At 71.3% G+C, this 22393-nt stretch carries 17 protein-coding genes and 1 pseudogene; 9 read left to right on the forward strand and 9 right to left on the reverse strand.

The window, feature by feature from the left end:
- The 3 genes and pseudogenes from ABD205_RS09895 to ABD205_RS09905 all read left to right on the forward strand — a co-directional run.
- A pseudogene (locus ABD205_RS09895) lies at positions 1–433 on the forward strand (HNH endonuclease signature motif containing protein); the annotation flags it as partial.
- Positions 434–563: 130 nt separating this feature from the next.
- The gene (locus ABD205_RS09900) at positions 564–1166 is read left to right on the forward strand and encodes an antibiotic biosynthesis monooxygenase (RefSeq protein ID WP_344044638.1); all 603 of its coding nucleotides are present in this window, start codon (positions 564–566) and stop codon (positions 1164–1166) included.
- Between the two features lie 44 nt (positions 1167–1210).
- Positions 1211–2380, forward strand: coding sequence for a glycosyltransferase (locus ABD205_RS09905; RefSeq protein ID WP_344044639.1), 1170 nt, complete (start codon positions 1211–1213; stop codon positions 2378–2380).
- A gap of 8 nt (positions 2381–2388) precedes the next feature.
- Here ABD205_RS09905 and ABD205_RS09910 read toward each other — a convergent pair whose 3' ends face one another.
- From ABD205_RS09910 to ABD205_RS09930, 5 genes are all read right to left on the reverse strand, one after another.
- Positions 2389–3219, reverse strand: a complete 831-nt coding sequence (locus ABD205_RS09910; protein ID WP_344044640.1) for an SDR family oxidoreductase — start codon at positions 3217–3219, stop codon at positions 2389–2391.
- Entirely contained in the window at positions 3216–4325 is a 1110-nt protein-coding gene (locus tag ABD205_RS09915) for a prenyltransferase (RefSeq protein WP_344044641.1), read from the reverse strand. Before ABD205_RS09915 ends, ABD205_RS09910 begins: the two co-directional genes overlap by 4 nt.
- On the reverse strand, positions 4322–5050 hold the full coding sequence (locus ABD205_RS09920; RefSeq protein WP_344044642.1) for a class I SAM-dependent methyltransferase: 729 nt from the start codon (positions 5048–5050) through the stop codon (positions 4322–4324). Before ABD205_RS09920 ends, ABD205_RS09915 begins: the two co-directional genes overlap by 4 nt.
- The gene (locus tag ABD205_RS09925) at positions 5037–6287 is read right to left on the reverse strand and encodes a glycosyltransferase family 4 protein (protein ID WP_344044643.1); all 1251 of its coding nucleotides are present in this window, start codon (positions 6285–6287) and stop codon (positions 5037–5039) included. Before ABD205_RS09925 ends, ABD205_RS09920 begins: the two co-directional genes overlap by 14 nt.
- Positions 6288–6372: 85 nt before the next feature.
- Positions 6373–7350 carry an NAD(P)/FAD-dependent oxidoreductase gene (locus ABD205_RS09930; RefSeq protein ID WP_344044644.1) on the reverse strand — a complete coding sequence of 326 codons (978 nt, stop codon included), beginning with the start codon at positions 7348–7350 and terminating at the stop codon, positions 6373–6375.
- Positions 7351–7466: 116 nt separating this feature from the next.
- Between ABD205_RS09930 and ABD205_RS09935 the strand changes: the two genes are divergently transcribed.
- Positions 7467–8114 carry an ion channel gene (locus tag ABD205_RS09935; protein WP_344044645.1) on the forward strand — a complete coding sequence of 216 codons (648 nt, stop codon included), beginning with the start codon at positions 7467–7469 and terminating at the stop codon, positions 8112–8114.
- Between the two features lie 107 nt (positions 8115–8221).
- Positions 8222–12133 (forward strand): hypothetical protein, encoded by a 3912-nt coding sequence (locus ABD205_RS09940; RefSeq protein ID WP_344044646.1) that lies wholly within the window; start codon positions 8222–8224, stop codon positions 12131–12133.
- A 10-nt stretch (positions 12134–12143) separates the two neighbouring features.
- Here the strand turns inward: ABD205_RS09940 and ABD205_RS09945 are convergent, their stop codons facing one another.
- On the reverse strand, positions 12144–12512 hold the full coding sequence (locus tag ABD205_RS09945) for an MmcQ/YjbR family DNA-binding protein (RefSeq protein ID WP_344044647.1): 369 nt from the start codon (positions 12510–12512) through the stop codon (positions 12144–12146).
- Between the two features lie 39 nt (positions 12513–12551).
- Here ABD205_RS09945 and ABD205_RS09950 point away from each other — a divergent pair, with 39 nt between their 5' ends.
- Positions 12552–13607, forward strand: a complete 1056-nt coding sequence (locus ABD205_RS09950) for an AbrB family transcriptional regulator (RefSeq protein ID WP_344044648.1) — start codon at positions 12552–12554, stop codon at positions 13605–13607.
- Here ABD205_RS09950 and ABD205_RS09955 read toward each other — a convergent pair whose 3' ends face one another.
- Entirely contained in the window at positions 13608–14897 is a 1290-nt protein-coding gene (locus ABD205_RS09955; RefSeq protein ID WP_344044649.1) for an MFS transporter, read from the reverse strand. It lies immediately after the preceding gene.
- Positions 14898–14961: 64 nt separating this feature from the next.
- On the opposite strand from ABD205_RS09955, the gene ABD205_RS09960 reads away from it, so the two are divergent.
- Together ABD205_RS09960 and ABD205_RS09965 are read left to right on the forward strand one after the other, a co-directional pair.
- Positions 14962–16620, forward strand: coding sequence for a LuxR C-terminal-related transcriptional regulator (locus ABD205_RS09960; protein WP_344044650.1), 1659 nt, complete (start codon positions 14962–14964; stop codon positions 16618–16620).
- 86 nt (positions 16621–16706) lie between these two features.
- Positions 16707–17852 carry a flavin-containing monooxygenase gene (locus tag ABD205_RS09965; RefSeq protein WP_344044651.1) on the forward strand — a complete coding sequence of 382 codons (1146 nt, stop codon included), beginning with the start codon at positions 16707–16709 and terminating at the stop codon, positions 17850–17852.
- A 142-nt stretch (positions 17853–17994) separates the two neighbouring features.
- On the opposite strand, the gene uvrB is transcribed toward ABD205_RS09965, so the two are convergent.
- Positions 17995–20133 (reverse strand): excinuclease ABC subunit UvrB, encoded by a 2139-nt coding sequence (uvrB, locus tag ABD205_RS09970; RefSeq protein ID WP_344044652.1) that lies wholly within the window; start codon positions 20131–20133, stop codon positions 17995–17997.
- A 48-nt stretch (positions 20134–20181) separates the two neighbouring features.
- Between uvrB and ABD205_RS09975 the strand changes: the two genes are divergently transcribed.
- A complete protein-coding gene (locus ABD205_RS09975; RefSeq protein WP_344044653.1) occupies positions 20182–21444 on the forward strand; it encodes a phospholipase D-like domain-containing protein in 1263 nt (420 codons plus the stop codon).
- 21 nt (positions 21445–21465) lie between these two features.
- Here ABD205_RS09975 and ABD205_RS09980 read toward each other — a convergent pair whose 3' ends face one another.
- Positions 21466–22386: a DNA-3-methyladenine glycosylase family protein gene (locus ABD205_RS09980; protein WP_344044654.1), complete on the reverse strand. Its 921-nt coding sequence runs from the start codon at positions 22384–22386 to the stop codon at positions 21466–21468.
- Positions 22387–22393: the final 7 nt, after the last annotated feature.

Here is a 22393-nt window from a genome sequence, read left to right on the forward strand (position 1 = left end):
CTGCCAGCCCACCGTCGTGGTCACCATGGACCTAGCCACTCTGCTCGGCGACCTCCGTGCCGCCCACCTCGACACCGGCCAGGCCATCAGCCCCGGCCTGACCCGCCGCCTCGCCGCCCGCCACGGACTCATCCCCGCCGTCCTCGGCACCCACAGCGAGGTCCTCGACCTGGGCCGCAAAGCACGGCTCCACAACGCCAAGCAACGCCTTGCCATGTTCATCACCCAACACGGCACCTGCGCCGTCCAAACCTGCGACCGACCCGCCGCCACCGCCCAAGCAGCCCACCTCATCGCCTGGCAACACGGCGGCCACACCAACCTGACCCACGGCGCCCTGCTCTGCAGCCGACACCACACCCTCGCCGACCACCCCGACTACCGCATCGAACACCTACGCCCCGGACGCATCCACATCCACCGACGCCAATAGTCGACTCACGAAGTCGGCGCCCGGGTGCGAGATCTTCGGCGGGCTATAGCGCCCCCGCGCCCGGCGGAGTAGACAGGACGAACCGGCGGTGCCGGTCCGGGCACTGCCCCGTCCCCGAGAGGAGAGGGCCGTGTACGCACGCTCGACCACGCTCCACGGAAGGCCCAGCAACATCGAGGCAGGCATCGCGTTCGTGAAGAACGAGGTCCAGCCCATGCTCGACGACATCGAGGGTTGCCTCGGTCTCTCGATGCTGGTCGACCGCGAGACCGGACACTGCATCGTCACCAGCTCGTGGGAGAGCCAGGCAGCGATGCACGCCAGTGAAGCGCAGCTGCGCCCGATCCGCGATCGCGGACGCGACATCCTCGGCGGCACCATGGAGATGGACGAGTGGGAGGTCGTCGTCATGCATCGTGCGAGTCACGGCGAGTGCTGCCGCGTCAGCTGGCTCCAGGGCGACCTCGAGGCGCTGACCGAGTCCTTCCGGTTCGGGATCCTGCCCGACCTCGAGCAGACCGCCGGGTTCTGCAGTGCCAGCCTGCTGGCCGACCGCGCGACCGGGCTCGGCTGCGCGACCACGGTCTGGGAGAGTCGCGCCGCGATGGAGGCCAGCCGCACGTCGGCCGACGAGATGCGCAGGCGCGCCGCCAGCGACAGCGGCGGCGACATCGTCGACGTACACGAGTTCGAGCTCGCGTACGCACACCTGCACATCCCCGAGATGGCCTGACGGGACCGTTGCCCCGATCGGCGGCGGGGTGGGACTCTCGCCGGGTGCGTGTGCTGTTCTCGACGACGGCCAACGACGGCCACCTCGGACCGCTCCTGCCGTTCGCGCGGGCGTGCGCGGGTGCGGGCCACGAGGTCCGGGTGGCCGCACCCGCGTCGTACGCCGGCACGCTGGACCGCGCCGGGCTCATCCACGAGCCGTTCGACGACGCCCCGCCCGACCTGATCGGGCCGATCATGGCCAGGCTGCCCACCCTGTCGTTCGCGGAGGCGGACGACCTGGTGCTCCGCGAGGTGTTCGGCCGCGTCGACGCTCAGGCCGCACTGCCGGCACTTCTCGACACGGTCGAGCGATGGCAGCCCGACGTCATCGTCCGCGAGTCTGCCGAGCTCGCCTCGCTCGCCGCAGCCGAGCGCGCGGGCGTCCCGCACGCGCACGTCTGCATCGGCATGCACGAGGTCGCGACGCGGTTCGCCGAGGCCACCGCCGAGGCGCGGGAGGAGCTGGGTCGTCTCGCCGGCCTCGCGGACGGGCAGATGCAGGCGGCGCTGGCCGGCGAGCCCGTCCTCAGCCTGGTCCCCGAGCTCCTCGACCACTCCACGGGCGAGGTGCCGCCGGAGGCGGACGCGTTCCGGCGGTTCCACGAACCCGGCTCGGCGGCCGACGGACAGCGCCCTTCCGCGTGGGGCGACCCGGACCTCCCGCTGGTCTATGTCACCTTCGGCTCGGTCGCGGGGTCGCTGCCTCCGTTCGCCGGGATCTTCCGCGAGGCGCTCGACGCACTCGCCGGGCTCGACGTCTGCGTCCTGATGACTGTCGGACGGAGGCTCGATCCCAACGACCTCGGCCCGCTGCCCCCGAATGCCCGCGTCCTGCAGTGGGTGCCTCAGGACGCCGTGCTGCCCCATGCGGCTGCGGTGCTGGGGCACGGCGGGTTCGGCACGAGCATGGGCGCTCTGTCGGCCGGCGTGCCGCAGGCGATCGCGCCCCTCTTCTCCTTCGACCAGGCGGTCAACGGTGACCACGTCGCGGCCACCGGAGCCGGTGTCACCACGGAGATCGGCCCCGGAGTCGTGGGACGCGCGGCCGAGCAGATCCCTCGGCTGCTCGAGATCGCCAAGTACGCCGAGTCGGCCGGCCGCGTCGCCGCTGCGATGCGCGAGCTGCCGCCACCGTCGGAGGCCGTGGCCGTCCTCACCGACCTCGCGCGCTGAACGCCCGATCAGTCCCCCGCGCGCAGACCTCGACTGCTGTGTCGGCGCTGGTTGCGACGTCCCAACGCCACCGCGAGCGGCAGCGCACGCAGCCCGACGCCCGGCAGCGCGTCGGCCAGCCGGGCCTGGACCCCGCGCCAGGCAGGGACGGCGGTCACCGGCCGCGGCCGGTCCAGGAGCCTCGCGACCGCCGCCACGACCTCCTCGGGCTGGAGCAGCCTGCCGGAGAACGACAGCGCCGATGCCGGGTCGTCGAGCTTGTCGTGGAGCATCGGCGTCCAGATGCCGTCGGGACAGACGCAGGAGATGTCGACGTTCGTGATGCCGGCGAGCCGCAGGTCAGCCAGGGTGCTGAGGCTGAAGCCGAGCACGGCGTGCTTCGTGCCGGCGTACACGGCCTCCCCGGGGACAGCGGTGAGCCCCGCCAGCGACACGACGTTGACGATGTGACCGCCCGTGGCCCGCATCGCCTCGATCGCGGTGACGGTGCCGTTCACCGACCCGAGAGCGTTGACCTCGAGCATGAGTCGACGCTGCTCGGGTGTCTGCTCCCATGCCGGACCGGTCAGGAGGACACCGGCGTTGTTGACCCACACGTCCAGCCTGCCCGCGCGTCGGACGATGGCGTCGCGCGCAGCGTCGAGCTGGACGTGGTCGCGTACGTCGACGCCCATCGAGCCGGCCGCCCCACCGATGTCGCTCGCGGCGGCGGCCGCAGCCGCCTCGTCGAGGTCGGTGACGAGCACCTGGTAGCCGCGGCCGGCGAGCATCCGGGCGATCTGCCGGCCGAGTCCGCCGGCCGCGCCGGTGACGACCGCGCCCGCCCGCCCGGCCGTCACCGCAGCCTCGCGGCGGCCACGTCTGGCACGCACCCGCACTCGAGCGCGAGCTCGGGGAAGTCGGGGGCCAGCGAGGTGCCACGCATGATCCCGGAGCCGGGCGTCGAGGCGCCGTACCGCTCCCCCAGCGCGTCGACGGCCAGGATCACCGCCGCCGCGGTGAAGGTGGTGCGCTCCTCGGGCCAGAAGACGTCGGGGTTGTCGTTGGGGTAGGACGCGTCGCCGTAGACCCAGCCGGTCCAGTAGCCGCCGTCCTCGGCACGGAGGCGCTGGATGTCGGCGAGCAGGACGAGCGCCCGGTCGTGGTCGCCGATGGCGTCGAGCGCCAGCACGAGCTCGCACGTCTCGGCGCCGGTCACCCAGGGGTTGGTGTCGACGCATCGCACCCCGAGGCCGGGGACGACGTAGCGCTCCCACCGGTCCTGGATCAGCTCGAAGGCCGGCCAACCGCGCACCGCACCGCCCAGCACCGGGTAGTACCAGTCCATCGAGAATGTCGACTTGTCAGCGAACAGGTCACGGTGGCGGCGCAGTGCGTGCCCGAGCCGTCCACCGGTGAGCTCCCACTCCGGCTGCGGCTCCCCGAGCAGCTCGGCCAGCGCCACGCCGGCGCGCAGGGACTGGTAGATCGACGACCCGCCGGTGAGCAGGCAGAGGTCCTCCGACGGGGTCCAGAGGATGCCGCCGAACTGCACCTGGAGCGAGACCACCCAGTCGAGCCCGGCGCGCACCGACGGCCACAGCTCGCGCACGAGGTCGAGGTCGCGACGGATCAGCCAGTGGTGCCACACCCCGACGGCCAGGTACGCCGAGAAGTTGCTGTCACCGCGCGAGTCGGTGACCTCGCCGTCGACGATCTTCATCGGCCAGGAGCCGTCGGCGGCCTGTTGCGTCGGCGCCCAGCGAAGGGCCCGCTCGGCGGCGTCCACCTCACCGCCGACGAGCAGTCCCATGGCCGCCTCGACGTGGTTCCACGCGTCGGCGTGCTGCCCGGTCGTCCAGGGGATGGCCCCGGACGGCTCCTGCATCGAGGCGATCGACCGTGCGGTGGCGCGCACCTGGTCGGCCGACATCACCCCGTCGACGTACGGGACCGGCACGGTCACGCGCCCTGCGCCGCGAGGGGCTTCGTGAAGTAGAGGACCAGGCTCTTGCCGATGAGCGGGTCGAGCACCTTGCCGACCCACTGCAGCGCCTTGGGGTTCTTCATGATCTCCCAGACGAGCAGCTTGTGGTACGCCCTCGGGAGCGGGTGGTCGTCGTTGCGGACGCCCACGGCGCACTTCAGCCACCAGTACGGCGAGTGGAGACCGTGGGCGTAGTCGCGACCGTCGAAGACCAGGCCGGCCTTGGTGACCTTGTCGCGCAGCTCCTCCTCGGTGTAGATCCGGATGTGACCGCCGGGGTTGTTGTGGTACTCCTCCGACAGCTTCCAGTTCACAACCTCGGGGAACCACCGCGGGACGCTCACCGCGAGGGTGCCGCCCGGCCGCAGCACCCGGACGAGCTCGTCGATCGCCTGGATGTCGGCGGGGATGTGCTCCAGCACCTCCGCGGCGATGACCCGGTCGAACTCGCCGTCAGCGAACGGCATCGCCAGCGCGTCGCCCTCCTTGGCGTCGGCCTCGGCACCCTCGGGCACCTCGCCGGCCTCCTTCATCGCACCGAACCACTCGCGGACACGTCCCATCTCGTCCGCGTCCTGGTCGAACGCGACCACGTCGGCGCCTCGCCGGTAGGCCTCGAACGCGTGCCGGCCACCGCCGGCACCCATGTCGAGAAGCCTGTCGCCGGGCCGCACGCCCAGGCGATCGAAGTCAACGGTGAGCACGGGTCTCCTCCTGAAACTGCGCGATCGCTTCCTCATACGCCGCGACCGTCTTCTCGGCCACGGCCTTCCAGCTGAACAGCTCCTCCACCCGGCGCCGGCCGGCCGCGCCCAGGCCCGCCCGGCGCTCCGGGTCGTCGAGCAGGCGCTCCAGGGCCGTGGTGAGCTCGGCGACGTCACCCGGGGTCACGATGTCGGCGGCCAGACCGTCGGCCCCGACGACCTCGGGTATCGCACCTGCCCGCGAGACCACCAGCGGCGTGGCACAGGCCATCAGCTCGGCGGTGGGCAGCGAGAAGCCCTCGTAGAGCGACGGGACGCAGGCGACCTCGGCCGACCCCATGAGGGCCACCAGCTCGTCGTCGCTGAGCCCCTTCACGAACCGCACGTCCTCACCGATCCCCAGCTGGTCGACGAGGCGCTCGGTGACGCCGCCAGGCTTCGGGCTGGAGACCAGCACGAGGTGGACGTCGCGCTCGGTACGGAGCTTGGCGAACGCCTCGAGCAGCGTGGCGATGCCCTTGAGCGGCGCGTCGGCGCTGGCCATCGCCAGGATCCTGCCGGGGACGCGGGGCTCGGTCGGTGGGACGAAGCGCTCGTCGACGCCCAGCAGGATCGTGCGCACGCGGTCGGCGTCGAGCCCGAACTCGCGCACGGCGTCACGGGCCGATGCCTCGGACGGCGTGAGGATCATCCGGACCCTGCGGGCGACCCGCTGCTGCATCCCGAGGAAGCCGTACCAGCGCCAGACGCCGTACTTCCTGCGCCGGGTGGGAGCCGCGGCGATCTCGATCCGGCGGTCCATCGTGATCGGGTGGTGGATCGTCGCCACCAGCGGTACGCCGAGCGACTCGACGTCCAGCAGCGCGCTGCCGAGGGTCTGGTTGTCGTGGACGACGTCGAAGTCGCCGGCCCTCTCGGCCAGGACCTTGAGGACGCGGCGGGAGAAGGTGCGCGGCTCGGGGAAGCCGCCGGTGCACATGGTGAGGAACTCCTCGACGTCGACGAGGTCGCGGAACTCGTCGAGCCTCGGCACCCGGAACGGGTCCGGCTCGCGGTAGAGGTCGAGGCTCGGGACCTCGGTGAGCGTGACGCCCGGGTCCAGCTCGGGATAGGGCTGCCCGGACAGGACCTCGACAGTGTGCCCCAGGGCCGCCAGCTCGCGGGTCAGGTGCCGGACGTAGACGCCCTGCCCTCCGACATGAGCCTTGCTGCGGTAGGAGAGCAGCGCGATCCGCATGGTCCCGACCCTCTCACGGCTTCGAAGTAGAACAGGCTCTGCTACTAGCCGGTAGCTAGCAGGCGCCAGCCTAGCCGCGCCCTCGTCAGGCCTCGCTGGAGTGTCCGGGGAAGACGTGTGCGGAGGGGTCGATGGCCGCGGCGGCGTTGTTGACGGCCGTGGCCGCCTCGCCGAAGCCGACCGCGATGAGCCGGACCTTGCCCGGGTAGTCGGTGACGTCGCCGGCGGCGAAGACCCGAGGCAGGCTCGTCCGCATCGCCTGGTCGACCACCACGTGTCGCTTGGACGTCTCGATCCCCCATTCCTGCAGCGGCCCGAGGTCGGCGATGAACCCCAGCGCGGCGATCACCGCCTGCGCCTTGCGGGTCTCGGGCTCCCCCGCCACGGAGAGGTCGACCTCCTCGACGCCTGCGTCGCCGCGCAGGGCCGTCACCTCGGCGTGGGTGATGATCTCGACGCCCGCCGCCCGGACCGCGGCGACGGTCCGCTCGTGGGCACGGAACGCGTCGCGACGGTGGACCAGGGTGACCGAGGCCGCGACCGGCTCGAGGTGGAGCGCCCAGTCGAACGCCGTGTCGCCGCCTCCCACGATCACGACGTCCTTGCCGGCGTACGGCGCGAACGAGGGGACGAAGAACTCCAGCCCGCGCCCGAGCCAGCCATCTCCGGCGGGCAGCGGGCGGGGCGTGAAGGTGCCGATGCCGGCCGTGATCAGCACCGCCCGGGCGACGACGACCGTGCCGTCGTCGAACCCGACCGAGAGCGACTCGTCGGCGGGCTCCAGGCTGGTCGCCGTCCGGCCCAGGAGGTACGTCGGCTCGGCAGTCGCCGCCTGGGTGACCAGTGCCTCGACCAGGTCGCGGCCCTTGATCGTGGGGAAGCCCGCGACGTCGAAGATCTGCTTCTCGGGATACATCGCCGTGATCTGGCCGCCCAGCTCCGGCAGCGAGTCGGCGACCGCGACCTTCATCGCCCGGAAGCCGGCGTAGTAGGTCGCGAACAGACCTGTCGGCCCGGCGCCGATCACGAGGAGGTCGACGTCGACCTGCGCAGGCTTGGTCACGGTCGCGATCCTTCACCTTGGCGGGCCGGCCAGCAAGCACCCGAACCGCCCACCGTCCGTCTGGGGTGGCCACCGTCTCCTAGGGTGAGCACCGTGACAGAGACCCGGGAGCGCGCGTGAGCGGCCTGCTGCGCACCGTGCGCTCCCACCCGTCCGGGATCCTGCTCGCCGGGCAGGTCGCTGCGATCATCGCCTATCCGTTCCTCTCGGGGTCGACGGCCGGGCGCGCGATGCTGGGAGTGCTCCAGCTCATCGTCGTGCTCAGCGCGGTGGCCGCCGTACGGCTCACCCCGGCGCTGACCTGGGTCGGCCTGCTGCTCGGCGCCCCGGCGACGGTGTTCGCCGTCTGGGAGGCGGTCGCGCCGAACATTGACTGGGTGATCCTGGTGTCCGCGCTCTTCCACGTGCCGTTCTACTGCTTCGTCTCCTACGCGATGCTCCGCTACCTGTTCCACGACGAGAAGGTCACGACCGACGAGCTCTTCGCGACAGGTGCGGCGTTCACGGTCGTCGCCTGGGCGTTCGCCTATCTGTACGCCGCGGTGCAGGTGCTCTGGTCCGGCTCGTTCGGGCCCGAGCAGAGCTGGTACGAGCTGTTGTTCCTCTCGTTCACGACGCTCACCAGCGTCGGCCTGTCCGACATCTACCCGGTGCTCGGCCACGCCCGATCGGTGTCGATGATCGAGCAGGTGGCCGGCGTGCTGTACGTCGCGCTGGTCATCGCCCGCATCGTCAGCATCGCCAGCCGGCCTAGTCGTCCATAGCGACGCTATTGACGATTTCCGGAGTGCGGGAGCAAAGTGCCGATCAGCCCTCGGCAGGACCCCTCCACCCGATGGGGCCCCGAGGCACTGTCCATCGGGAGCTCGGTATGACCCATCGTTCTTCACGAAAGCTCATCTCCATCGCCACTGCCCTGCTGACCGCAGGCGCACTCGCCTCGATCGCGCCACCGACGCACGGGGCCACCTCCTCCGATGACGCACCGGTCCGGGTCGCCCCCAAGGGCACCGCCGGCGGCGATGGTGGAGAGGAAGAAGACAGCCTCGCCAAGCTGCGGGACGCCTACTACACGACGCGACTGCTCGCCGGCGACGACCCCATCAGCCTCGACAAGGCGGCGCAGCTGCGCTCCAACGCCAACGTCGCGGCCGGCCAGCTCAAGAAGGCGGTCCAACCGGGCGCCTCTCGCGGCGGCACGTGGACGGCAGCGGGCCCGACCCCCATCGTCCAGGTCGTCCGCACCTCCAACACGTTCTCGGCGATGAGCGGCCGCATCGGCGCGCTCGCGATCCGCAAGGACGGCACGATCATCCTCGGTGCGGCGCAGGGCGGCGTCTGGACCTACGACGCCACCGCCGGCACCTGGATCTCACGCACCCCGGACACCGACACCCAGTCCGTCGGCGCCCTGGCGATCGCCCCGTCGAACGACAACATCGTCTACATGGGGTCCGGCGAGGGCGCGCTCTCCGGCGACAGCTACTACGGCGACGGCGTCTACCGCTCCACCGACGGTGGCGTGACCTGGACGAACCGCACGCACCTCTTCGCCGGCCAGTCGATCTCCGACATCGTCGTGGACCCGAACAACGCCGACCACCTGTGGATCTCGACGCTGCGCGGGCGCGGCGGCGACCACCGCACCACGGCCCCGAGCAGCCGGCAGTACGGCATCTGGGAGTCGGTGGACGGCGGGGCGAGCTGGGTGGTCCGCAAGGGCACCCAGAACGAGTTCGCCGGCGCCACCGACCTGGTCGGTGACCCGCAGAACGCGAAGGTGATGTGGGCCTCCTTCTGGGGCGACGGCATCTACCGGACGGCCGACGGCGGCAAGTCCTGGACCAAGGCGATGGGCGACCTGCCTGCCGGGCAGTTCGCAGCCGGCGCGACACGGTTCTCGCTCGGCGTCTCCCACCCGGCCGGCGCCGCGACCGCGACGCTGTACACCGGCTTCGACTACACCGACCCGGGTAACACCTACCACCCGGCGAGGGTGTGGAAGAGCGTCGACGGCGGCTCGCACTGGACCCAGGCCGGGACCGGCACCGATGACGTCGACAACGTCGAGGACTACTGCGGCACGCAGTGCTTCTACGACAACGAGGTCAAGCCCGACCCGACCAACCCGAACGTGGTCTACGTCCTCGGCTCCTACGGCTACGACCTCTCCCCGCAGTCCGGCGGCGTCTACCGCTCGACCGACGGCGGAGCGACCTGGAAGAGCCTCGGCTACGACCTGCACCCGGACATGCACGCGATCGCGTTCCAGCCGAACGACACGCAGCACATCGCCATCGGCAACGACGGCGGCGTCTGGGACTCGCACACCGGCGGCGGCCGCAAGGGCGCCGCAGACCCGCTCAGCGCAGCCGACTGGCAGAACCTCAACGGCCAGGTCAACCCGGCCAACGGCGTGCTCGTCCACTCGACCGGCCTGCAGATCGGTCAGTTCGTCGGAGTCTCGACCGTCCCGCAGGTGCCCGGCCAGTACTGGGGCGGCACCCAGGACAACGGGACGCTGCGCAAGTCGACCGCGAACAACCGCTGGTTCGACCAGTCCAGTGGTGACGGCGGCTACGCGCTCGTCGACAAGAGCACGCTCAACCCGATCAACCCGGCAGCGGCGGCGTACGTCTTCGGCGAGTACTTCGGCATCAGCCCGTACCGCTTCGACCCGTCCGAGACCGGGACGATCTTCGGCAACGAGTACATCCGCGGCGGCCTCAACCTGAACGACCGCGCGGAGTTCTACGTGCCGTGGACCGAGAACCAGGCGAACCCGAGCCAGCTGTTCCTCGGCACCTATCGGCTCTACCGGACGGACAACGCCGAGGCTCCGGCCGCCGGTGACGTCAAGTGGTCGCCGATCAGCGGCGACCTCACGAGCGGCTGCACCGGCACCGCCTCCAACGGCGCCCGGGGTTGCTACGTCTCGGCGATCGGCCTGGCCGACGGCGGGACCGGCGTGTACGCCGGCACCGACGAGGGCTGGATCCAGGTGAGCCCCGACGCGGTGACCTCGAGCAACCCGACGTGGACGCGTGTCGGCGCGAAGGCGCTGCCCAACCGGCCCGTCAACCAGATCGCGGTCGACCGGTCCGACTGGCGCGTCGCCTACGCGGCGTACGGCGGCTTCAGCAAGGCGACCCCGTCCCGGACGGGGCACGTCTACGCGACCACCGACGGTGGCAGCTCCTGGAAGGACGTCACGGGCAACCTGCCTGACGTGCCGGTCGACACGATCGTGATGGACCCGTCCGCGGACGGCACGGTGTACGTCGGCACGGATGCAGGCGCCTTCGTCACGGTCGACGGCGGCGCGACGTGGCAGCGTCTCGGCGACGGCATGCCGAAGGTGGCCGTGTGGAGCATGGACTACGACCCGAGCCACGGTGTCATGCTCGCCGGCACCCACGGGCGCGGCGCCTACACGCTGACCAACCGGTCGCCGTTGCCCGCGCTCGTCGCGTCGACGTCGACGTCCGACTCCCCGGTCGGCCCCGGCCGTCCGCTGCAGTACACGGTCACGGTGAAGAACCTCGGCAACGCCCCCGCCACGGGCGTGACGATCAGCAACCCCGTGCCGGCGTACACGTCGTTCGCCTCGGCGACCGACGGCGGCACCCTGTCCGCGGGCAAGGTGTCCTGGAGCGGCCTCACCGTGCCGGCCGGAGGGTCGGTGTCGGTGTCCTTCACCGTCACCATCGCGTCCAGCCTGCCGGCGTCGGTCACGTCGATCCTCGACGACGGCCTGCACGTCGGCTCGGCGCAGGGCGTGGACGCCAACGGCAGCCCGGTCGTCAAGGCGATCAGCCCGGCGCACAGCGTCGTCGTGTCGGGCAGCACGCTCGAGGGCGCCAGGGTCGGCACCGATGCCTCGTTCGCCGAGCACCTGACGAACAAGGGCTACCAGCCTGACTCCTACGCCGTGGCGGCGTCCGGCGGCTCGGTCTTCGCGGCCGACTGCTCGACGCCGATGTCGACGACCCCGACCGTGCAGCCGGGCGACTCGACCGACGTCTGCGTCAAGGTCACGGCACCGGCCGGGGCCGCCGACGACTCGACGACGACGGCCACGCTGACGGCGACCTCGGTCGGTGACAGCACGGTGAAGGCGTCGGCGACCCTGACCACGGTCGCGGTCTCGTCCGACACCGCACTCGTCGACGAGGACGGGAACAAGCCTGACGTGGCGGGCGCCTACAAGACGGCTCTCACCACGGCGGGTGCGACCTTCGGCTACTGGGACCTCGCGGCCAAGCCGACCCTGCCGGCGTCGTACCTGTCCGCGCACAAGAACGTCGTGTGGTTCACCGGCAACAGCTACCCAGCACCGTTGAGTGGCTACGAGTCGGCGCTCAAGGCGTTCCTGGACGGCGGAGGCCGACTGATGATGAGCGGTCAGGACATCCTCGACCAGGCCGCCGGCACGACGCCGTTCGTCCACAACTACCTGCACATCGCCTGGGACGGCTCGGAGGTCCAGAACGACAAGGCGACAGCGTCCGTCACCTCGGTCGCCGGCAACCCGGTGAGCGACGGCATCGGCACCGTGCCGCTCGACCACAGCGTCCTCGGTGCGAACTTCGAGGACCGCATCACGCCGATCGCCCCGGCGACGGCGGCGTTCACCGACACGTCCGCGGCAGCCGACGCCCTGACGGTGGCTGACGCGGGCTACAAGGTCGAGTTCCTCGCCTTCCCGCTGGAGGCCTACGGGACTGCGGCGCAGAAGGCCGACCTGGTCACCCGGACGCTCACCTGGTTCGCGACCCCCTAGGAAGGAGCTCTCACACTCGATCCCAGCCGTCGGGGCGCAACGACCTCGGCAGCTTCGAGACCACGAGGCGGTAGGACTCGGCCACCGCCTCGTGGATCTCGTCGTCCGGGATGCCGCCGTCCAGACGCAGGTTGTTCCACCCGCTGCGGCCGATGTAGGCCATCACCGAGGCGGCATCGGGGTAGCGCTGCAGCCACTCGTCGGCCGCCTCGCGGGACGGGCCACCCCTGATGCCCACGCTCTCGGCACCGAGGAACGCGAAGATCTTGCCGCGCTCGCCCGGCGCCACCTTCATGACCGGATGCTCGTGGTCCCACGGGTTGTCCGGCCACGCACCGGGGAGCGAGAGGCAGAACTCCTGGAGGCGGGCGACGTCCATGACTGAACTCTAGGAGCCCTCCTCGTAGGATCGGCCACGATGTCAGGCGAGCGAACCCGAGCGACAGGCCTCGCCCTCGTCCTCACCGTCACGGTGGTGGCGAGCACGGTCTTCGAGGTCCTCGGGGTGCCGTCGGCCGTGATGTTCGGATCCCTGCTCGGGGGCATCGTCCACGCTCTGACGTCGTCCACCGACCTGCGCCTGCCGCCATCGTCGTTCCGCCTCGGTCAGGCGCTCATCGGCGTCGTGGTCGGCTCGACGATCAGCATCGACGCGCTCACCGCGATGGGCGACGACGTCGTCAGCATCGCTCTCGTGACCGTCGGCACGATCCTCATCAGCCTCGCCGCCGGAGCGCTCCTCTCGCTGCGCAGCGACGTGTCCCGCGTGACGGGGGCGTTCGCCATGATCGCGGGCGGCGCCTCGGGCGTCGTGGCCGTCGCGCGCGACCTCGGGGCGGACGATCGGGTCGTCACCGTCGTGCAGTACCTCCGCGTCCTGCTCGTGCTGGTGATGATGCCGGTCATCACCGCCGTGGTGTTCCACCCCGACCACGCGGGCAGCCGGCTCGCGACGGCGCACACCGGCCTGGGCCGCGACCTCCTGTACGTCGCGATCTCGCTCGTCCTCGGCCTCGCGCTGGCCCGGCTGGTGCCTGTCACGACGTCGATCCTGCTGGCGCCGCTGGCTGTCGCGGCGTTCCTGGCCTCCAGCGGCTGGCTCGGCGCGGTGGCGGTGCCCGCTCCCCTGCAGTGGCTGGGATTCGCCCTCATCGGCGTCCAGGTGGGTCTGCGCTTCACGCGGGCGAGCCTCGCCTCGATCACCCGGATGCTGCCGGTGGTGCTCCTCCTCATGGTGGGCATGATCGTGGCGACCGCCCTGATGGGCTCCCTGCTCGCGCTGCTGACGCCGGTCGACGGTCTGACGGCCTACCTCGCGACGACGCCGGGCGGTCTCTTCGCCGTGCTCGCGACCGCCGCGGACGCCGGATCGGACACCACCTTCGTGATGGCCGTCCAGCTGGTCAGGCTGCTCGTGATCCTGGCCTTCACACCCCTCCTCGCGAAGCTCCTGACGCGCGCTCCGCAGGGCTGATCACGGCTGCCCGGTGACCGGCGTCAGCGAGGCCCGCGAGATCACCGCGCGCGCACGGCGCCGGTAGCGGACGATCTGCACCAGCCCCACCGCCCACAGGACGTACTGCAGGCTCATCGCCCAGCGGAAGGCGCTCACCGTGTAGGCCGAGCCGCTCCCCGGGGTCCGCCAGTCCAGCATCCAGCCGATCGACAGCACGAGCACCAGCGATGCGATGAAGCCGCCCTGGTTGACGATCCCGCTGGCGCTGGCCAGGCGATGGCCCGGGTTGGAGGTGCGGGCGATGTCGAAGCCGATCATGGACGCCGGACCACCGGCCCCGACGACCATGACCAGGACGATCAGCAGCCCCAACGGCGCCTCTCCCGGCCACAGCAGCACCACGGTCCACATGGTCACGGTCGCACCGATGATCCACAGCGCGAGCGTCGAGCGGTGCCACGGCTCGCGACCGATCGCCCAGCCGAGCACAGGCCCCACGACCATCGCCGTGACCGTCATCAGGGTCAGCAGGACGCCGGCCTCGCCGTCCGTGCGCAGCTCCCCGCGCACGAAGAACGGCAGCCCCCACAGGAGCCCGAGCACGTTGGAGCTGAACGGCGTCGTGAAGTGCATCCAGAAGCCCAGCCGGGTGCCGGGGTGGCGCCAGGACTCGGCGATCCCGCCGATCACCTCGCGCATCGTCTTGCTCACGCCGCGCACGTGCGACTTCCCGGGGGCGTCGTGCAGGAGGAACAGCCCCAGCACCGCGACGACGGGCCCGGCCGCGGCCGCCACGAGGTAGGCCTTCGTCCAGCCCAGGTTGCCGAGCGCCCACGTCATCGGGATCGCGGCGACGATGGAGCCGAGCTGGCCCAGCGTGCCCGAGAGCGTCGTCATCAGCGGGATCCGCCGCGGGGTGAACCAGGCCGCCACGATGCGCAGCAGGCAGATGAAGGTCATCGAGTCGCCGACACCCACGAAGACGCGGGCCAGCAGGGCGACGGGGTAGGAGTCGGCGAGCGCGAAACCCGCCTGCGCCAGGCTGATCACGATCATCCCGCTGAGCATCACGCTGCGCGGTCCGAACCGGTCGACCAGGATCCCGACGGGGATCTGCATGCCGGCGTACACGACGAGCTGGAGCGTGGTGAAGGTCGCCAGCTGCGCGGCGGAGATCCCGAACCGGTCGGCCGCGAGCAGTCCCGCGACCGCGAGGGATGAGCGGTTGAAGACGGCGAGGAAGTACGCCGCGATGGCGATCGACCACACCACCCAGGCGCGGCGTCCGCTGCCCCAGGTCTCGCTCACTCCCTGGAGGTTACGCCCGTGATGGGGCTCACTCCGCACCGGCTGCCGGGCGTACTCTCGCCAGATGAGCCAGGCTTCGGCGCAGCCACCGAGGGATGGCGCGCAGCCAGTGGGTGACGTGGCGCAGGCGGTCGAGCGCGGTCGCGTGGCGTACGACGCCCGCGACTGGCCGGGGTGCGTCGCGGAGCTGGAAGCGTCCGACCGCGTGGTGGCACTGGAGCTTCCCGACCTGCGCCGCCTGGGGATCGCGCGCTTCCTCGCGGGGGACGCCGCGGGGAGCGTCGAGACCATCGTGCGGAGCCATCGGGTCGCCCTTGCGCAGGGCCACTGGACGGCCGGCGCGGAGACGGCGTTCTGGCACGCCTGGATGCTCTTCCTGGCCGGCGAGCACGCCCGTGCCGCGGGCTGGCTGGCGCGAGCCCACACGATCGCCGAGGAGCACGAGGTGGACGAGGCGGTCGCCGCACTGCCTGCCACGCTCGAGGCGCGTCACCTCGTCGAGCTCGGCCGCTCCAACGAGGCGCTCGAGCTCGCCGATCGGGCGGCGGCCACCGGCCGGCGGCTCGGCGCCCCCGACCTGCACGTCCTCGGTCTGCTGGCCGCCAGCATGGCGCTCATCCGGCTCGGCCGGGGCGCCGAGGCGCTACCGCGGCTCGACGAGGTGATGGCAGGGGTCGAGGCGGACGAGCTCACCCCGACCGTCGCCGGACTCGCCTACTGCGCGGTGCTCGCCGCCTGCCTCAGCCTCCACGACGTACGCCGGGCGGCGGAGTGGACGACGGCACTGGCCGACTGGTGCGAGACGCAGTCCGGGCTGGTCCCCTACCGCGGGCAGTGCCTGGTGCACCGCACCCAGGTGCTGACCCTCGAGGGCGCCTGGACGGCCGCGGACGCCCAAGGGCGGCTCGCATGCGCGCACCTCGCCGGGCCGCCGCAGGGCGACGCGTGGTACCACCTCGGCGAGCTCCAGCGCCTTCGCGGCGACGTCGAGGCGGCCGAGGACGCCTACCGCAAGGCGAACTCCGCCGGGCGGCAGCCCGAGCCCGGCCTCGCGTTGCTCAGGCTCGCGCAGGGCCGTACGGCGGCGGCCGCCTCGGCCACCCGGCGGCTGGTGGCCGAGGAGGGGCGGCTCGACCGGCCCGACGTGCTGGTGGCTCACGCCGAGGTGATGGTCGCCGTCGGAGATCTGGTGGCAGCGCGGGCGGCGGCCGACGAGCTGGCCGGCGCCGCCGCCTCCCTCGCCTCCCCGGTGCTCGCGGGGCACGCGGCCGCCGCGAAGGGAGCGGTCGCGCTCGCTGCCGGGGCGCCCGCCGAGGCGCTCGACTGCCTGCGCGTCGCGTGCCGTCAGTTCGTCGACCTCGGGCTCCCCTACCACGCCGCCCGCGCACGAGCCCGAGTCGCGGAGGCGCTCGACCTCCTCGGCGACGCGGATGCGGCCGCCTACGAGCGGGACGCAGCCCGGGAGTCCTTCGAGTCGCTCGGTGCCGCCGCCGAGGCCGCGGCCCTGGTGTCGGCGGAGGGCCTGCCGGGCGGCCTCACCGCGCGGGAGATGGAGGTCGTCCGCCTGGTCGCGACCGGCCTCTCCAACCGTGCTGTCGCCGACGCGCTCGTGCTGAGCGACAAGACGGTCGCCCGGCACCTCGCGAACATCTACACCAAGCTCGGGATCTCGTCGCGCTCGGCGGCGACCGCCTACGCCTACGACCACGGGCTGATGACCTGACTACATCATTCGGACCATCCCTGCCGCGAGCAGGATGGTCAGGTCGCCCGACGCGGGCGCACCCCGGACGCTCCTAGCGTCGCGGCATGGACACTCCCGACAGCACCAGCGACACCCGACGGGTCGCCACCGTCATCATCGGCGCCGGCCAGAGCGGTCTCGCGACGGCGTACCACCTGCGTCGCCTCGGCCTCTCCTGCCTGCTCGTCGACGAGCACCCCCGCGTCGGCGACCAGTGGCGGCGACGCTACGACTCGCTCCTGCTCAACTCGCCCGCCTACCGCGACGGCCTGCCCGGACGCCCGTTCCCCGCCCCGAAGTGGTCCTACCCGACGGGTCGCGACATGGCCGACTACCTCGAGCAGTACGCCGCCGGCTTCGACGTGCTGCACCGGACGACCGTCTCGTCCGTCGAGCGCCTGGACGACGGGACGTTCCGCGTCGATTGCGGTGACGCCGTGCTCGTCGCAGATGCCGTCGTCGTGGCCACCGGCGGTGAGCGGGTGCCGAAGGTGCCCGACGTCTCCGGTCGGCTCGACCCCGGGATCCGGCAGCTGCACGCGAGTCAGTACGCCAACCCCGACCAGCTGCTCCCCGGCCCCGTCCTCGTCGTCGGCGCCGGACAGTCCGGCGCCGACCTGGCCATGGAGACCGTGGCGGCCGGCCACGAGACCTGGCTGTCCGGGCCGATTCGCAGCGAGATCCCCGTCGACATCGGCACGTTCCGCTTCCGTCGTGCCTTCCCCGTGCTGTGGTTCGTGTGGAACCACGTGCTCACCACGCGCACACCGATCGGTCGCCGCGCCCGGCCGAAGGTGCGCAACGGCGCCGCTCCGCTCGTGCGCGTCAAGTCGAAGCACCTGCGCGCCGCCGGCGTCCACCACCTGCCCGCGCACACGACGTCGGTCGACGACGACGGTCTGCCGATGCTCGAGGACGGCACGACGGTCGACGTCACGAACGTGCTCTGGTGCACCGGCTACCGCCAGGACTTCTCCCTCGTCCGACCGCCCGTGACGGGCCCCGACGGCTGGCCCACCGACGACGGCGGCGTGATGCGCGACGTGCCGGGTCTCTACTTCATGGGCCTGCTGTTCCAGCGCGGGTTCTACTCGATGCTGATCGGCGGCGTCGGGCGCGACGCCGAGCGGATCGCCGGCCATGTCGCGACGTACGTCGAGGGGCTCACGTCGAGCCGTGGCGAGCCGGTGAGCGTCGTCCGGAGTGCTTAGCGGGTGGCTTACTTCCTCGCAACGCGAGCAGGTGAGCCTCGTCCGGGGTGCGTAGCGGCAAGGCGGAGGAGCGAAGGCGTCCATCAAGCGAAGCGGGACGTCGAGCGACGACAACGCAGCCGATGCGTGCCCCGGGCGGGGCTCACTTCGTCGCTTCCATCATCTGTCGCAACTCCTTCTTCAAGTCCGAGATCTCGTCGCGCAGGCGGGCGGCGACCTCGAACTGCAGCTCGGCCGCGGCGCCCTTCATCTGGTCGGTGAGGTCCTGGATGAGCTGGGCGAGGTCGGCGCTGGGCAACCCGATCAGGCCGTGTTGACGCGCCTCGGCCGCCGCGTCACCGAGGACCGGTGTGGGCGACTTCTTGCGGACGCCGCCGGCGCGGCCCTTGGCCTCGGTGCCGGCCCAGGTCTCGAGCAGCGCCTGCGTGCTCTCGTCCTCACGGGCGAGCATCTCGGTGATGTCGGCGATCTTCTTGCGCAGCGGCTGCGGGTCGATGCCGTTGGCCTCGTTGTAGGCGACCTGCTTGGCACGGCGCCGGTTGGTCTCGTCGATGGCGGACTCCATCGAGGGGGTGATCCTGTCCGCGTACATGTGCACCTGGCCGGAGACGTTTCTCGCGGCACGGCCGATCGTCTGGATCAGCGACTTGTCGGAGCGCAGGAAGCCCTCCTTGTCGGCGTCGAGGATGCTCACCAGCGAGACCTCGGGGAGGTCGAGGCCCTCACGCAGGAGGTTGATGCCCACCAGCACGTCGTAGTCGCCCAGGCGGAGGTCGCGGAGCAGCTCGACGCGCTTGAGGGTGTCGACCTCGGAGTGCAGGTAGCGGGTCCGGATGCCGGCGTCGAGCAGGTAGTCGGTGAGGTCCTCCGACATCTTCTTGGTGAGCGTCGTGACCAGGACCCGCTCGTTGCGGGAGGTGCGCAGGTTGATCTCGTGGATGAGGTCGTCGATCTGGCCCTTGGTCGGCTTCACGATGACCTCGGGGTCGATCAGACCGGTCGGGCGGATGATCTGCTCGACCACGTGCGGGGGCATCGAGCCGCCGACCTTGTCGAGCTCGTAGTTGCCCGGCGTCGCTGACAGATAGATCGTCTGGCCGATCCGCTCGAGGAACTCCTCCCAGCGCAGCGGCCGGTTGTCCATCGCGCTCGGCAGCCTGAAGCCGTGGTCGACCAGGTTGCGCTTGCGGGACATGTCGCCCTCGTACATCCCGCCGATCTGCGGGACGGTCACGTGCGACTCGTCGATGACGAGGACGAAGTCCTCCGGGAAGTAGTCGAGCAGGCAGTTGGGGGCGGTCCCCCGAGCACGCCCGTCGATGTGCATCGAGTAGTTCTCGATGCCCGAGCACGACCCGACCTGCCGCATCATCTCGACGTCGTACGTCGTGCGCATCCGCAGCCGCTGCGCCTCGAGCAGCTTGCCCTGCTTCTCGAAGGCCGCCAGCTGCTCCTCGAGCTCGCGCTCGATCCCGTTGATCGCCCGCTCCATGCGAGCGGGGCCCGCCACGTAGTGAGTCGCGGGGAAGACGTGGAGCTCCTCGTCCTCGGTGAGCACCTCGCCGGTGACCGCGTGCAGGCTCATCAGGCGCTCGATCTCGTCGCCGAAGAACTCGACGCGCACGGCGTGCTCCTCGTAGACCGGGAAGATCTCGAGGGTGTCGCCCCGCACCCGGAACGTGCCGCGGGTGAAGGACATGTCGTTGCGCGTGTACTGGATCTCCACCAGCCGGCGCAGGATCGAGTCCCGGTCGTGCTCCTCGCCGACCCGCAGGCGGAGCATGCGGTCGACGTACTCCTGCGGTGTGCCGAGACCGTAGATGCAGGAGACCGTGGCGACCACGATGACATCGCGCCTGGTGAGCAGGCTGTTGGTCGCCGAGTGGCGCAGCCGCTCGACCTCCTCGTTGATCGAGGAGTCCTTCTCGATGTAGGTGTCGGTCTGAGGCACGTACGCCTCGGGCTGGTAGTAGTCGTAGTAGGAGACGAAGTACTCGACAGCGTTGTCGGGGAAGAGCTGGCGCAGCTCGTTGGCGAACTGCGCGGCGAGGGTCTTGTTGGGCTGCAGCACGAGCACCGGACGCTGCACCTGCTCGGCCACCCACGCGACGGTGGCGGTCTTGCCGGTGCCGGTGGCGCCGAGCAGGACGACGTCCTTCTCGCCGTCCTTGAGCCGGCGCGAGATCTCCTTGATCGCAGCAGGCTGGTCGCCGCCGGGCTGGAAGTCGGAGATCACCTCGAGTGGGGCGACACGCCGCTCGAGATCGGTCACTGGTCGCATGGGATCGAGCCTACGGGGGCCCACCGACAGTCCCGCTAGCCTGTGACCGTGCAACGGCCCTCCCTGATCCCGGTCGACCGGCTGGCGTCCATCCTGCGGCGGACGCTGCTGGTGTTCTTCGGGGTGCCGATCCTGCTGGCCGTGGTGATGAGCCTGGTCGACGCCTACCGCAGCCGCGGTCGTCGACCGAAGCCGTTCCCGACCACCCCGCCGCGCACCACCACGGTCGGCGAGGGCGAGATCACGACGTACACCTTCGGCAAGGACCTGTACGCCGACATGCTCGCCGCCATCGAGGGCGCCCAGCGGCAGATCCTCTTCGAGACCTACATCTGGAAGGCCGACCTCACCGGCGAGCGGTTCAAGCACGCCCTGATCGCCGCGGCCGAGCGCGGGGTCGACGTCTACGTCATCTTCGACAGCTTCGGCAACCTCGTGGTCCCGCCGCGGTTCAAGCGCTTCCCCTCGACGGTGAAGGTGCTGCGGTTCCCCGTGTACGCCGCCGGGCTGCGGTTCTTCGACGTGACCCGCTACGGCCGCGACCACCGCAAGATCCTCGTGGTCGACGACGCGGTCGGGTTCGTCGGCGGCTACAACGTCGGGTCGGCGTACGCCTCCGAGTGGCGCGACACGCACGTACGGATCACCGGCCCCGGCGTCTGGGACCTGAAGCGCGCGTTCGCCGACTTCTGGAACCTCAACCGCCGCAAGCGGTTCCGCAGCAGCGAGCGGCCCCTGCTGCTGGAGACGTCGTCGGTGTGGGAGCCGACGATCAGGTTCCACCGCAACGTGCCGCGGCTGTGGATGTTCCCGATCCGGTCGATGTACCTCGAGGCGATCACCCGCGCGTCCGAGCGCATCTACCTGACGACCGCGTACTTCCTGCCCGACCAGGACTTCGTCGACGCGCTCAAGGACGCGGCGCAGCGCGGCGTCGACGTGCGGATCCTGATCCCGCTGAAGTCCAACCACATCGTCACCGACTGGATCTCGCGCGGCTACTTCTCCCAGATGCTCGAGTCCGGCGTCCGCATCTTCCGCTTCACGGGTGCGATGATCCACGCCAAGTCGGCGACCGTCGACGGCACCTGGGTCACGGTGGGCACCGCCAACATCGACCGGCTCAGCCTGACCGGCAACTACGAGATCAACGTCGAGGTCATCGACGAGGCGTTCGCCGCGGTGCTCGAGGAGATCTTCGACCTGGACTCGTCGAACTCGCTCGAGCTCACCCGCAACGAGTGGGAGGCCCGCGACGTGCACCGCAAGTTCACGGAGTTCGTCCTCAAGCCCCTGCGCCCGCTGCTCTGAGCCCTGCCGCCGATCAGGGGTCTAACGGGGCAGGTGGGTCCGCGGGGCCATCCGCGGTCCGTGCCGCGGCCGGCGCGCGCCGGCCAGGAGGAGCAGCGTCACGACCCGGTTGCGATGCGGGCGGTAGGGCTCGAGGAACGCGGCGAGCTCGCCGTCGTCCCACGGCTCCCCCGTGATCGCCCAGCCGACGTCCTTGGCGACGTGGTAGTCGCCGAAGCTGACCGCATCGGCGTCGCCGTGCGCCCGCTGCCGCACCTCCGCCGCGGTCCAGACCCCGATGCCGGGCAGGCTGGTGAGCCGCCGCTCGACCTCGTCGCCCGGCAGGCCGATCGTGCGCTCGAGGCTGTCGGCGACGCGGGCCGCGGTGACGACCGCCCGCGAGCGCGCGGGGTCGACGGGGAGGCGGAGCCACTCCCACGACGGGATCGTGCGAAGCCGCTCGGGGTCGGGCTGGACGAAGAGTCGCTCGTGGGGGCCGGGTGCCCGCTCGCCGTACCGCTGGACGAGGCGCCGGAAGCCCGCGAACGCCTCCTGACCGGTGACCTTCTGCTCGATGACGGCCGGGACGAGTGCCTCCATGACGAGGCCGCCGGCGCCGACACGCACCTCACCGACGACCCGCGCCGCGTCGGCGAGCACGGGGTGGTCGGGGGTGAAGCCGGTCGGGTCGTCATGCTGGCCCAGCAGGCCGGGGACGGAGTCGAACGCCCAACGCGCGCCCGGGCCCCACGCCTCGCCGTGGACGGTGCCGTCCGGGTCCTGGTGCAGCACGAGTGCCGCGGCGCCCTCGGGAGTGCGCAGGCCACGCCAGTGCCGGGCCCGCTCCCCCACGCCCTCGAGGCGGTACGTCGGGTCGCCCGGCCCGCGCCGGCGACCCAGCAGCATCCGCCCGAGACCGACCGGGTGCGCCAGTCGCCACGTGCGGGTCAGGCTCGTCTCCACGCGGCGA

It is taken from the genome of Nocardioides panacihumi (assembly GCF_039530925.1).
GTDB lineage: Bacteria > Actinomycetota > Actinomycetes > Propionibacteriales > Nocardioidaceae > Nocardioides > Nocardioides panacihumi.